Annotated in this window: 21 protein-coding genes; 19 read left to right on the top strand and 2 right to left on the bottom strand. The window is 37.2% G+C overall.

From position 1 onward, the window contains the following. Positions 1–11 precede the first annotated feature (11 nt). Both IGI96_RS04705 and IGI96_RS04700 read right to left on the bottom strand, forming a co-directional pair. Entirely contained in the window at positions 12–1,568 is a 1,557-nt protein-coding gene (locus tag IGI96_RS04705; protein WP_438784897.1) for a GIY-YIG nuclease family protein, read from the bottom strand. Between the two features lie 84 nt (positions 1,569–1,652). After that, entirely contained in the window at positions 1,653–2,282 is a 630-nt protein-coding gene (locus tag IGI96_RS04700) for a helix-turn-helix domain-containing protein (RefSeq protein WP_438784896.1), read from the bottom strand. 161 nt (positions 2,283–2,443) lie between these two features. On the opposite strand from IGI96_RS04700, the gene IGI96_RS04695 reads away from it, so the two are divergent. The 19 genes from IGI96_RS04695 to IGI96_RS04605 all read left to right on the top strand — a co-directional run bounded on the left by IGI96_RS04695 (position 2,444) and on the right by IGI96_RS04605 (position 12,038). After that, positions 2,444–2,668 carry a DUF739 family protein gene (locus tag IGI96_RS04695; protein WP_438784895.1) on the top strand — a complete coding sequence of 75 codons (225 nt, stop codon included), beginning with the start codon at positions 2,444–2,446 and terminating at the stop codon, positions 2,666–2,668. Positions 2,669–2,707: 39 nt separating this feature from the next. Continuing rightward, on the top strand, positions 2,708–2,944 hold the full coding sequence (locus IGI96_RS04690) for a hypothetical protein (RefSeq protein ID WP_438784893.1): 237 nt from the start codon (positions 2,708–2,710) through the stop codon (positions 2,942–2,944). A 231-nt stretch (positions 2,945–3,175) separates the two neighbouring features. Next, positions 3,176–3,340, top strand: a complete 165-nt coding sequence (locus IGI96_RS04685; RefSeq protein ID WP_438784892.1) for a hypothetical protein — start codon at positions 3,176–3,178, stop codon at positions 3,338–3,340. A 105-nt stretch (positions 3,341–3,445) separates the two neighbouring features. After that, the gene (locus tag IGI96_RS04680; RefSeq protein ID WP_438784891.1) at positions 3,446–3,745 is read left to right on the top strand and encodes a DNA-binding protein; all 300 of its coding nucleotides are present in this window, start codon (positions 3,446–3,448) and stop codon (positions 3,743–3,745) included. Between the two features lie 286 nt (positions 3,746–4,031). Then, a complete protein-coding gene (locus IGI96_RS04675) occupies positions 4,032–4,187 on the top strand; it encodes a hypothetical protein (protein WP_438784890.1) in 156 nt (51 codons plus the stop codon). A gap of 19 nt (positions 4,188–4,206) precedes the next feature. Further along, the gene (locus IGI96_RS04670) at positions 4,207–4,503 is read left to right on the top strand and encodes a hypothetical protein (RefSeq protein ID WP_438784889.1); all 297 of its coding nucleotides are present in this window, start codon (positions 4,207–4,209) and stop codon (positions 4,501–4,503) included. Between the two features lie 82 nt (positions 4,504–4,585). Next, positions 4,586–5,134: a host-nuclease inhibitor Gam family protein gene (locus tag IGI96_RS04665; RefSeq protein ID WP_438784888.1), complete on the top strand. Its 549-nt coding sequence runs from the start codon at positions 4,586–4,588 to the stop codon at positions 5,132–5,134. Positions 5,135–5,136: 2 nt separating this feature from the next. Next, complete coding sequence (locus IGI96_RS04660; RefSeq protein WP_077452208.1) at positions 5,137–5,802, top strand: AAA family ATPase; 666 nt, start codon at positions 5,137–5,139, stop codon at positions 5,800–5,802. A gap of 1 nt (position 5,803) precedes the next feature. Beyond that, the gene (locus tag IGI96_RS04655; RefSeq protein ID WP_438784887.1) at positions 5,804–6,421 is read left to right on the top strand and encodes a DUF669 domain-containing protein; all 618 of its coding nucleotides are present in this window, start codon (positions 5,804–5,806) and stop codon (positions 6,419–6,421) included. A gap of 49 nt (positions 6,422–6,470) precedes the next feature. Beyond that, positions 6,471–7,424, top strand: a complete 954-nt coding sequence (locus IGI96_RS04650; RefSeq protein ID WP_438784886.1) for a DnaD domain-containing protein — start codon at positions 6,471–6,473, stop codon at positions 7,422–7,424. Further along, the gene (locus IGI96_RS04645) at positions 7,396–7,743 is read left to right on the top strand and encodes a hypothetical protein (protein ID WP_438784885.1); all 348 of its coding nucleotides are present in this window, start codon (positions 7,396–7,398) and stop codon (positions 7,741–7,743) included. Before IGI96_RS04650 ends, IGI96_RS04645 begins: the two co-directional genes overlap by 29 nt. A 183-nt stretch (positions 7,744–7,926) precedes the next feature. Next, the gene (locus IGI96_RS04640; RefSeq protein ID WP_438784884.1) at positions 7,927–8,082 is read left to right on the top strand and encodes a hypothetical protein; all 156 of its coding nucleotides are present in this window, start codon (positions 7,927–7,929) and stop codon (positions 8,080–8,082) included. A 112-nt stretch (positions 8,083–8,194) separates the two neighbouring features. Then, complete coding sequence (locus IGI96_RS04635) at positions 8,195–8,812, top strand: polymer-forming cytoskeletal protein (RefSeq protein ID WP_438784883.1); 618 nt, start codon at positions 8,195–8,197, stop codon at positions 8,810–8,812. Then, on the top strand, positions 8,809–9,624 hold the full coding sequence (locus tag IGI96_RS04630) for an SPFH domain-containing protein (RefSeq protein WP_438784882.1): 816 nt from the start codon (positions 8,809–8,811) through the stop codon (positions 9,622–9,624). Before IGI96_RS04635 ends, IGI96_RS04630 begins: the two co-directional genes overlap by 4 nt. Positions 9,625–9,758: 134 nt before the next feature. After that, positions 9,759–10,061 (top strand): MazG-like family protein, encoded by a 303-nt coding sequence (locus IGI96_RS04625; RefSeq protein ID WP_438784881.1) that lies wholly within the window; start codon positions 9,759–9,761, stop codon positions 10,059–10,061. 40 nt (positions 10,062–10,101) lie between these two features. Next, on the top strand, positions 10,102–10,467 hold the full coding sequence (locus IGI96_RS04620) for a hypothetical protein (protein WP_438784880.1): 366 nt from the start codon (positions 10,102–10,104) through the stop codon (positions 10,465–10,467). 40 nt (positions 10,468–10,507) lie between these two features. After that, positions 10,508–10,993 (top strand): hypothetical protein, encoded by a 486-nt coding sequence (locus tag IGI96_RS04615; RefSeq protein ID WP_438784879.1) that lies wholly within the window; start codon positions 10,508–10,510, stop codon positions 10,991–10,993. A gap of 43 nt (positions 10,994–11,036) precedes the next feature. Beyond that, the gene (locus IGI96_RS04610) at positions 11,037–11,276 is read left to right on the top strand and encodes a hypothetical protein (RefSeq protein ID WP_438784878.1); all 240 of its coding nucleotides are present in this window, start codon (positions 11,037–11,039) and stop codon (positions 11,274–11,276) included. 42 nt (positions 11,277–11,318) lie between these two features. Next, a complete protein-coding gene (locus tag IGI96_RS04605; protein WP_438784877.1) occupies positions 11,319–12,038 on the top strand; it encodes a hypothetical protein in 720 nt (239 codons plus the stop codon). Positions 12,039–12,124: the final 86 nt, after the last annotated feature.

Raw genomic sequence — 12,124 nt, 5'->3', positions numbered from 1 at the left:
TAATCGTTTTTTTATCCGGCTAATATTTCTTGGTTCTTTTCAATCGCTATTGTTTGCTGATACTCTTCTGCGATCATAGTTTTTGTAAATTCGGCAGTTGGATCAATTTCTGCAACTAAGTTTTCTAGGCTCTCAACATTTGACTTGAAAAATTCTTTTCTAAAGTTCACTTTATTGACTCGGGAAGCTGCAAGTTTCTTGTGCAGTGTATTTTCTAAGCCTACTGCATCATCGCTAAAAATCATAGCGTGAACATCAAATTTAAATGGAACGGATGCACTTCCCAATTCATCTACACGTTGTTGAGGCTCTAAGCGACGCGTCATCCCAATTTTAAATATATTTTCGCCAAATGAACCCAAATTAGAAATGACATATACATATCCAGCTTTTCCCATAGCCAAACTTGTAACTTCTTCTTTTTTCTCTTCAACTTTTTCAAGTTGGTTTTGTAATTCAGCTAGTCTTTCTTCTAATTGAGCAATTTTTTTCGTGTCTGTTTCTGATTCCAATAACTCTCTGTTTCGCTCTATCTCAGTGACATATTTTGATTCTTCTTTTTCGAGCTTTTTGCGCTCTGCTTCAAGGGCTTTACGTTCTTCTGCTTCTTGTTTCATCTGTTCTCTGATAGCTTGTTGTTCTTCTTTTTCTTGTTGACGTTTTACATAATATCTATACTCGATCTCAACTAACTCTAAATACAAAGGTTTTATCTCAGAAATAAATCTTGTGATAGTAGGTAGAATAGCCTTGTTTCCTTCACTGGCAATAATCAAATATTTTGTCAAAATTTGTTCCACATTTTCTTTTGTTTCATCTATTTTTTGATATGATAGTTGATAAAGAAGGAGTTGCATTTCTGCCTGCATACCGATGATCATTAATTTGTAAATAGTTTGATTACTTTTTGTGGTATAACGTGATGCATAGTTTGTTAGGACAGTATCTATTTCTTTTTTTGTAGCAGTCGATAGTTTTCGTAGTTCTTTGGAATTGTCAGAATGAAGAGGTAGTTTAATAATAGTATCTAATAAACCATCTTCAGCTAAAAAGTTATCTACTTCTGCTATTATTCTAGATAAAGAATCTGCATTGCACGAGATAGAATTAGCATATTCATTATGAAATTCTTTAATGCCAACTAATTCTGATTTGAATTTTCGAGCTTGATTTTTGTATCTTGATATTTCTTTTTGTAGGCTTGAGTGTTCATTTTTTAAATCTTCAAGTTCGTAATTGTATTTGTCTATTGATTTAAGAAGTGCTTCTAAGTTTGCAGAAGCTTCTTCTTTTATTTTTAGTGCATCTTCTTCAGCAGCTAGTATTATTGTATTTCTTTTCATAGTATTCTCAGCTTCGAGGATATCTCTGATATTTTGCATAGTTTTGTTTCTGTCTGCTAATTGAGAATCAAGTAGTTCTAGTTCTTTTTCTTTACTTGCTTTATTTTTTTCTAATATTTCCAATTGATATGAATAATTAGCTTGTAATTGATATAATTTTTGTTGTTCAGCATATATGGCATCTTTTAGGTGAGTTAACTCTTTTATACGTTGAAAAAAACCCATATTTATTTTCCCCATTTCTGATATAATATTTTTGTGGAATCTCAGAAATGAGGAAAGGGTCCGTGTTTGCAGCACGGGCTTTTTTTATTGTCTATTTTTAAATAGCAGCAGATTATTTACTCGTTGCATTTCATCATCTGTTAGCTGATATTTCGATCCGTCGGCAGTCATTATACAGTTATGCTCGTTATCAACTTTTGTGATTGCTGGGATTTTGTCATACTCAATATCCTCCGGAAATAGATCGTCAAACGTGACACCCAAAGCCATCGCAAAGTTAAATACCATATTGACAGAAAACGGCTTTTTCCCTGCCTTATACTCTTCAATATCATCCATGCCTATCCCAATGAATTTAGCCATCGCATCATCCGAAATGTCTTTTTCTTTCGCTAATTCGGTAATCTTTGCTCCGAGTTTTTCATCGAGTGGGATGAGTTGTGTTGGAGGCGAGGTATTATGTTCTGAGTTATCATTTTTGGGAACATCGTAACCAAGCAACCATGCCTCATTAACTTGTAACGTTTTAGACAATAGGTACAATTTGTGTTGATCGGGGGAAGACTTTCCATTTACATATTGTGATAAATGACTCTTTGACATTTTTATTCCAGTCTCTTTTTGTAAAGGTAAAGACATATTCAAAATATCGACTTGTTTTAGATTCCTTTCTGACATTAGTTGATTGATTCTTTGTTGAGTAGTTTGCCTCATTTTATCCCTCCTTTCTATGTTTATTATACATCACTTGAATATAAGTTCAACAAAAAAGTTCAAATGTTTTTAACTTTTTTATTGACACTATTAGTCAGCAAATATATAATAAAACCACAAAGTTCAAATTTGTTGAACTCGTGTTAGGAGGTGAGTTAGTCATGAGTTTTGATTATTCTAAATTATTAGGGAGAATTGTTGAGAAGTATGGAACCCAATATAATTTTGCAATCGCTCTTGGATTGTCAGAAAGAAGTCTTTCTCTTAAATTAAACAATCGAGTTTCATGGAAGAGCACAGAACTTCAAAAAGCAATTGAATTGTTAGATATCAACGAAAAAGATATAGGTGCATATTTTTTTAAAGTAAAAGTTCAGAGTGTTTGAACTTTTTGGTTGGCAAACAACCAGCGTAGGAGGTGCGACATGAACGAAGAAAAGATGACAAGCACGGGATATTTGGAATTGAAAGTTAAAAAACTCGAAGAAGAAAATAGGACGCTGCAAGAAGTAATAAAGGTTTATCAGAGCCATATAGAAAAAGTGATTGAGATGCAAACCATTAAAAATAGAGAAGTAGCCAGAACTACTCCTCAATTTATTGGAGAAGAAGTTTTTAATCGTGTTCAAGATTCAATGCATTCAGAACAGATTTATAAGTAGAAAGATAAATCCACTGGAATGGATTTTTCTCGTCCATGGGTGTTTCTATCGTTCTGGAAAGATATTCTCCAAATTCGTCTTGATTCACTCTAGATATAAAGGCGTTAAAGTAACCCATTGCAATATCATGAGCGCGTTGCTCGTTGGTTAGACCCATAATTTTCACCTCACCTTCAAAATGATTTTATCAAGAGGTGAATTGTAAAACAACCAGCGTAGGAGGTGAGAGAGATGGAAATCAACATTAAAGTAACGCCAGAGGAAATAGCAAAATTGCTCCAAGCTATCGGGAGTAGCAAGGAGCAATATAAGAACGATCTTATTGATATTGAATTTGACGGTAAAAAAATCAGTGAAGTTCAAATTCTTCGAACTTCTGATAAGCAATCTCAGTGAGATTCTTTTGAAAAATTTATCTTATTAGCCATATTTGTTTCACCTCACTTTCATACTAATTTTATCAAGAGGTGAAAAAGAAGACAAACTGATGGAGGTGACGCCATGGCTGTACTAAAAATCGATGAAATAGATCTAAGTTCTGAATTACATGACATCATACGAAAAGCAGCGGCAGAAGAAGGAAAAAAAGAAGCTGAGGCACAAATAAAGGCGTTGGAAGAGAAGTTATCGATGCCTAGATATATGAATTACAAACAAGCCGCAAAATACATGAACACAAGTTATAACACACTGAAATATGTGTTGATTAAAAAAAATAAATTGCCAGTAATAATCATTGATGGATACGAAAAAATCGATCAAAAAGATGCAGATGAATTTTTAGAAAAACATAAAAAATAATTACTTAGCGTGGGGCGCTATGAGTAAGGGAATGATTTTGTGAACAAAAAATGGTTAGCAACATTACACAATAACCCGTTATATAAAGCACGACAGTTACAGGCAATTGGATATTTGAGCATAGGACTTAACATTATTTTGTTAGTTATTTTGCTTTTGTTGATGTGAGGAGATGGTAAACAAAATGGAAACAAAAAAGAGCTAACACCAGTTTCCGCTAGTGTGAGCTCAAAAAAATGAAGTTTTTCTAGTGAAATTATATCACGACGGAGAGGAGAAAATCAAAATGTCAAAAAATATTAATGTGCCATTGAGCGGTATCAGTGACGGAGGATTACAAGAACGGTTTGACTTTGAATTGGCTCAAGGGAATGAAGAAATAAAAATAAAAAAAGAGCCTACACCATCTCTCACTAGTGTAGGCACACAGCAATTATTATGACAAGGAGGATTATAACAAAATGAACGAAAAAATTCAAGATTTAATTCAAGAACTAGCAGAAGAATGCAAGAAAGAAAACATGGCGCTACTTTGTACTATCGGCGACTGCACTGAAGCAAGAAACACCGTAATAGGTAATTTAGTAGAAATAGGCTTTTTATTAGCAGTACAAGAGAAAGGAATTAATGAATCATCACCAATTGAAGCTGAAATCATACGTAAAGTTGGGATTAGCGCGTTAAAAGAAGCTAAACGATCGCATTTTAAGCACGCGGCTGATATTCTCTCAAAAATTTTGCGAGGTGAGTTTAAGTGATTGATTCATTTGAGAACTTATTAGATCAGTATTTGACAACGCCAGGTTGGGGACAGCCGACTCTAAAAGAGGAGGGAGAACCGTGTTGAATGCTCTAGATACTTATGAATTAAGAGAACTGGAAAGTACTACTTTTTCTGAAGAAGCCTCTCCTTGGACGATTGATAGTTTAGAAAGTGCGGACTGGGCATTGCGGAAAATCGCTGTATTGAAGAAAAAGAATGATGAAATTCATCAACTAGCGGAAAAAGAACGTGAACGTATTTCTGAATGGGAAGATAAAGAAACACACAGTAATCAGGAAAGTATCGCATTTTTTGAAAGTAAATTGGCAGATTACTTGCACGAACTTCGGAAAAGTGATCCAAAAGCGAAAATCAAAACACCGCACGGAACGGTGAGTACACGCAAACAACCGGATTCATGGGAATATCAAGGAGATACATTGAACACACTAAAAGAATTGGGGCTCACTGAATTTATTACGATTAAAGAATCAATTAATAAAGCAGAACTCAAAAAAGCAGTTCAAGTGTTAGAAAATGGCCGTGTCATCAGTCCTGATGGTGAAGTGATTGAATCAATCAAAGTGATTCCACAAGTCGAAAAAGTCATCGTGAAGGAGGTGTAAGGATGAAGTTCTATCCCAATGGTACCATCCCTGAACAAGCGAATATGTATTTTGTTTACGGTGATGGGGGCACAGGAAAAACATCATTAACGAAGCAATTCAACGGAAATAAATGGATGATTACCTTTGATAAATCGACCAATCCTATTCGGACAGACAAAGATACTTCTGTAGCTGTAATTGAAGAACAAGATGCTCCTATCATTCAAAGTTTAGTAGAAAAAGCGATTCGAAAAGTGATAAGCAACACTGAATATGATGTCATCATTTTAGACAATATCACTGCATTACAAAATCTAGTATTAGAAAATATTGATGGTGCATCAAGAGATGGGCGCCAGAATTACCAAAAATTACAACTATGGTTCAGGCAGTTAGGAATGTTGCTAAAAGAAAGCAATAAAACGATCTATGCAACAGCCCATCAAGTGGACAATGGGGCTAGCGGGTTAGATGGTAAAGGGCGTTTCAGTCCTGACATGAATGAAAAGACATTCAATGCGTTTACCTCTATGTTTGATTTAGTGGGTCGTATCTATATCGAGGGTGGGAAGCGCTTGATCGATCTTGACCCTGAAAATGGCAATCATGCGAAAAATCGTATAGACGATCGAAAACTGATCGAAGCAAATGAGTTAACCAAAACTAATCAGGAAGAAGGGATTTAATATGACATTATTTGTAGTTGATTCACAAAATACATTAGGAAAATCAGTGAGAGAAGCCGGGAGTTACAATGTAACGATCCTTCATGATTCGGAATATAGGAAAACAAAAGAAACGCAGAATGATATGGCTGTATTCAACTATGAAGTGATGGATGGTAAATATAAAGGCGGAAAAATCCTTTATGACAATATCGTCTGGGATAACAGTGACGTTGAATTGTCTATTAAACGATTTAACACAATTTTGGCTGCGGTAGGCATTCCTGATGGAACAAGGATCGATAGTATCCAACAGCTTGTTAATGGATTAAAAGGGAAAACATTGAATATCACTGTGGATTGGAAACATAGTGAATATAACGATCGCTGGAATTTATCTGTTAAAGGGTATAGCAAATTTGACCAAGAAGGAAGTAAACCTAATGGATCAGAACGACCAAACGGAAAGCAATTGAATCAGAATCGGCAAAATGAGATTAATCAGGCGGCAAATAAAGTAACTCGCAATAATTTTGCTCAAGAAACATTACCCGGCATCGATCCATTAGCTGATACCAGAAGCTTTGCGAATGGTGGTTTCAATGGAACAACAATTACAGATGATGATTTGCCATTCTAATACTTGCGAGGGGGATTTCCCCTCTCTTAAAAGGAGGAGTTACTAGAGAATGGCTATATATAGACAACTCCATACCACGTTTTGGAAAGATAAACGAGTGGGTGAATGGAATAGAGAACAAAAACTATTTTTTATGTATTTACTAACGAACGATTACACCACGCAGTGTGGTGTGTATGAATTTAACCTAAGATATGCCAAATTCGAATTGGATATGTCAGAGGATGAGATAAAAAGAAATATTGACTTCCTCGTCAGCGAAGGCCGGATTGTCTTTAATGAAAAGTCGGAAGAGTTGATGATCGTCAACTGGCTCAAATACAACAGCGCCAGATCTCCTAAAGTTGCGGCTGTCATCGATAAAGAGCTAAAGGAGATAAAGACACTTGAATTTGCGGAAACAGTCATCAGGAAGTGTCAAGAGTATGGATATCCTATCAAAACAGAAAAAGCGAAAGAACATACCGTATCGATAGGGTATGGATATGGTATGGATACGATATCGCAACCAACACAACACATAACCAACACAGAACCATCACCATCATCAGCAACAGCATCAGCACAGAGTGCGCATGGCGCGCGCGAGGATACTGCGGCGGCTGCGGTTGGTCCGAACCCGTATCAGCTTTACCAAGAGGTGTTTGGTGTGCTGAATGGCTTGGTGGCGGATGATATCAAGTCTTGGGTGCAAGATTTAGGCGAGGAAATGGTCTGTGAGGCAATGAAACGGGCAGCATTCAAGCAAAAATCATACGGCTATGCCAAGGGTATCTTGCAAACATGGGCAAGGAAAAATATCAAGACCATGGCTGATGTGAAGGCGGATGATGTGCGCCATGGGAATCAAAACAACGCCATGAAGAAAATTCCGCCAGTCCGAGAAGAAATGTTACCAGACTGGGCAAAAGAACCAACAGACTACACGAGCCAACAGCCTGAAATCACAGATGAGGAGATGAGGAGGTTTTTAGATGCCACAGAAGACGAAGAGGAACTTTAGTCGATTGGTAAGGCAAATCTATGAGCTATTGCCAGAATCTCAACAAGAACTGATGCGCCCAAGCTATAAATCAGTGGTTCGCTATGTTGCCCAAACAGACGATACAACAGGCAAAGGAGCGGAGCGCAAGTTTAGAACGTTCATGCTTCTGTATCGGCACTGGCTGCTTTCCGAGAAGAAAGTACCTGTCTATTATTTCGGGAAACGATTTTTAGACGCAACAACCGATGAATTGTGGGAGGAGGCACAAAAGCTGCATGACTGGCTCAAAACGAAACAAACAACTAGCCGACAAAGACCGTCAGCGCAAGAGATATAAGCTTCAACGAATTGTGGAATTGGCGGAAAGACCCGATTTTGATTTTAATCACGCTGTGCAGGAAGAATGGGCGCAACTACGAGAGGAATTATATCTTGTATCAGATCCAGATAAACGCTTGATTGAGGTACTTTACAATGACGAGGTTATTTTTACAGGTGTGAAAAAAGAGATTGAGAAAAAGTGCTTGAAATCGAGAAGTGCAATAAATACCCTCTTGCGAACTGGGAAGCTAGACAAGCAGAAGCGAATGTAACGCTGAAAAAAGTACAAGAAATTGCGGATGCTTTGGATATTGATGACTACGCAATTTTATTTGAGAAAGCGCCAAGTGAATAAACGTTATTTTCAGCTAATATAAGAGCGATAGCGGCGTTTTAAAATGAAAATAATATAAATATATCAAAAAAAGTTAAAGTGTCTTAAATCGAAAAATAGGAGTGTTTTAATCATGAAGTATGAACTTACAGATGAAAAGATCGAATTGTTTGGAAAAACATTGTATCGCATAAAAGCGTTAAAAAGTTTCGGACATGTAGAAGTTGGGGAAAAAGGCGGTTATGTAGAAAAAGAGAGCAATCTATCTCAAGTAGGCGATGCATGGGTCAGTGGCGATGCATGGGTCAGTGGCGATGCACGGGTCTACGGCAATGCATGGATCTACGGCGATGCACGGGTCAGTGGCAATGCATGGGTCAGTGGCGATGCACGGGTCTACGGCAATGCATGGATCTACGGCAATGCATGGGTCAGTGGCGATGCACGGGTCTACGGCGATGCATGGGTCTACGGCGATGCACAGGTCTACGGCGATGCACAGGTTCGAACTCGTACGGATGTTTTATGGATGACTCCGGTTGGATCGGAAAAAGGCACGCTAACTGTTTCTAGAAGTAAAAGCGGTGGGCTCATTGTCAATAGAGGCTGTTTTATAGGCACACTAGGAGATTTTGAAAAAGCAGTTGAAAGGACACATGGCAATAATCGCTATGCAAAAGAATACAAAGCTGCAATTGAGTTTATTAAATTACGATTTGGAATAGAAAATGAAGAGGAGACAGTGAAATGAGCGAAAATAAATTAATTAAATTAGGCGTATCAGGATTAGTTGTTTTAGGAATTGGTGTTGTCGGTGGATTCAAATTTTTTGAAAAGATTGATAACGGATATGTAGGTGTACGTTATTCGATGAATGGTGGAATTAAGGACGAAGCATTGACGCAAGGTGTGAAGTTTGTAGGCATCGATCAGGTAATTCAGTATCCAATCAGACTTCAAACGATACAAGCGAAAAACGTATCTGTATCAACCAGCGATGGGAAAAAGACATCAATCAATATCAAATATGATTACAAAGTAGATTCGAGTAAAGCGGCAAAAATGTATAAAGAATTTGGGAATATCACTTCTGAAGATATTGAGAGTGGGTGGCTAAAATCTAAACTTCAAAAAGTAGCTCGTGAAGTTTATGCGAAATATAGTCTGCTTGATGTTCTTTCGGGTGATTCTTCCAAAGTGGAAGCCGAAGTATTAACGAATTTTGCTAAATCAGTTGAATCCAAAGGTTTTGAAGTGGAGGATGTAACCCTTGGCGTACCTGATGTTGACAAAGAAACACAAAAATCAATTGATGCAATCATTCAAGCAGGACAGGAAAATGAAAAAGCTAAATTAGAAGCTGAAACTGCCAAGACAAAAGCAGACAGTGAAGCGTATAAAAAAACAAAAGCTGCGGAAGCGGAGGCGGAAGCAAACCGTAAAATTGCGGAATCAATCACAGATAATTTAATCCGTTATGAGGAAGCACAAGCTAGAAAAGAGCATGGATGGGTCACTGTAAATGGTGCGGATACTGTTGTAACTGATGAGAAAGGGAAATAGCATGGGATTTTTTATAGCTAAGATTATCCTCTTACTATTTTTGTTAGGAGCAGCATACACTACGTATGCTCTCTTAACTGGTAAAAATAACGAAGATGATGACGATGAACTTGATTTTTGAAGGAGAAATAACAATGGACGAATTAATCGAACAAGTTGAGCAATGGGCAAAAGACAAAGGATTGAATAAAGCAGATTCTAGTAAACAGATGTTGAAGGTTTTTGAGGAAACCGGCGAGGTCGCAGCTGCATTAGCAAGAAATAACCAAGATGCGTTGCGTGATGGTATCGGTGATGTAGTAGTGACCTTGATCATCTTGGCAATGCAAAATGATATGGATTTGTACGAGTGTTTGAATTGCGCTTATGACGAAATCAAAGGGCGAACTGGCAAGATGGTCAATGGTGTTTTTGTTAAGTCCAGTGACCTGAAATAATTCCAGAATCGGAAGATATTACCAACTAGGAGGACAGAGAATGATTGATGCAAACCAAATACAAAAGCAAAAAGATGAAATGTTCAGGCTTGAAGTCCAAGTTATTCCATTTCTTAATCAGTTTGAGGTTTTGGAATGTTCCGCTAGCGGAGAAGAATTAGAGTATGTTCTAATTCCTAAAACAGAAGAAAACGTTCAGAAGCTCAACGAATTTCTTTGCACCATTAACTGTTGGGCTATGATAGCTCCAAGATTTTTATGTCCAGCTATGGGAGAATTCTTAGAATATTGTCATGCTGAAGGGGCTGAAACATTAGATTTAGCTTATCTGGTATACAACTATCTAAACATCAACACAGATTGGCTATGGTTCGGTACTGCTGAAAGAAGATGGGTAGTCCGCTAACGACAGAGATTATGGAAAGGGAGTAACAATGCTAGGAGTAATGAAGTTAGAAAAAATCGGCTTTAATAACTCTTTGAAGCTTAACGATATATTTGATTATGAAGGCGAATCATGGCTAGTGCGTGCAATCGCCAAAAATCGAATTAAAGCAAGATATGTAAACCTAGGTGGAAAGTCAGGTTGGCAGCATGACTTGATCGAAGCTATTGTAGTCGCTCAAAAAGTAGGAACTTTTGATGAGAACAACAGAAATCCAAAAGAAACCGGAATAACAAGTACTTTTAAAACGGCGAATGTAAATAATCTTTCCTCACATGAAAAACGTCAGATTGTAAAAGTGGGTGACGTTTGCGACATGGGGAATAACGCAATCTACTTAGCTACAGAAGTGCTAGAAATAAAATATAGTTTTATTGATGTTATTACTAAGCTGAAAGGCGTTAGTGTAACCGAACTTCCACTTAAAGATGTAAAGAAAATCAAAAATCAGCATAGATTGAACGAATTAGGATGGATAGTAAAGTAATTCCGCTATCCATCAAAATAACCAACTGAAGGAGGGCATAGCAGTGCTTACCAAAGAAAACATTATGGACATTATCCAATCGCATAAAGACGAGATTAACGAAATTTCTAGTGAGCTAATTAAGGCGAAAGAGCTGGGATTGGACATTCCAGAGCTGACAAAGGCAGCTCAAAATAGACTAGCGTATTTGTATGACAACAAATACCGTTACGAAATTCAAGCGAAAGCTTGGGGATTGATTGGGGCAACTGGTGAACAAATTCTTGGTGAGTATGATGTGTAAGTCAGCTATCCATCAAAATAACCAACTGAAGGAGGGCATTAGATGCTAACATTCGAAAACGTACTCAATGGACGAATTGAGCTTGTTTATCAAATCCCAAAAGAAGTGGGGGAACGTTACGAAGAATTGACTTCTTTTTACCGAGGAAGAGACTTTAACAAGGAGATTGAAAGTTATATCGAATCCTTTGTAAATGACTTTAGATCATTCGTCACACCAGAAAATGAAAAATCTTTGGATGAAAGGCTTGTTAAATACAACAAATTGGTAGTTGAGTTGCGAACTAACATTTTGAAAGCAACGACAATTCCATCTGTAATGATTTCAGGCGGTGCTAACTATCCCGCTAGAAAGAAAAAGCGTGAACTTGATCGCATTCATGAGTTGGAAAGGGAACTATACGGCAACGATGGGAAGCATGAAAGATTTTTAGATAATACAAGAAAAATGTTTGATCCAGTTTTGATCGAACAAAGAGAAAATGTAGAAGCTAAACGAAAAGCTAAAGCACAAGAAGAAGGCTGGCAAGCATTTTATACCGAACTTGAACACGAAGAAATTGCTGGTTATGGCATCGATTTAGAAGATAACCGAATTTATATCGTAACCAACGGAAAGCCATCTGACGAGCTTCGAAGCTTATTGAAATCAGCGGCTATGCGGTGGTCTCCTAAAAATAAACGATGGCAAAGAATTTTGACCAAAAATGCAATACGAGCGATTGAAAACAAGATTCTCATTCCGCTCGAATTATCTGAGTAATAGCCAGCAAACTTGAAAGGGTAAGAAAAAATGAGAACAGAATGTAATAGATATCGAGATTATATGACTATAACGTAGATGGTGAA

This window comes from Enterococcus sp. DIV0421 (genome assembly GCF_051713745.1).
In the GTDB taxonomy this organism is placed as follows: domain Bacteria; phylum Bacillota; class Bacilli; order Lactobacillales; family Enterococcaceae; genus Enterococcus_D; species Enterococcus_D casseliflavus.
The sequence above is the reverse complement of the archived record's forward strand: the minus strand, read 5'-3'. Positions and strand labels throughout refer to the sequence as shown.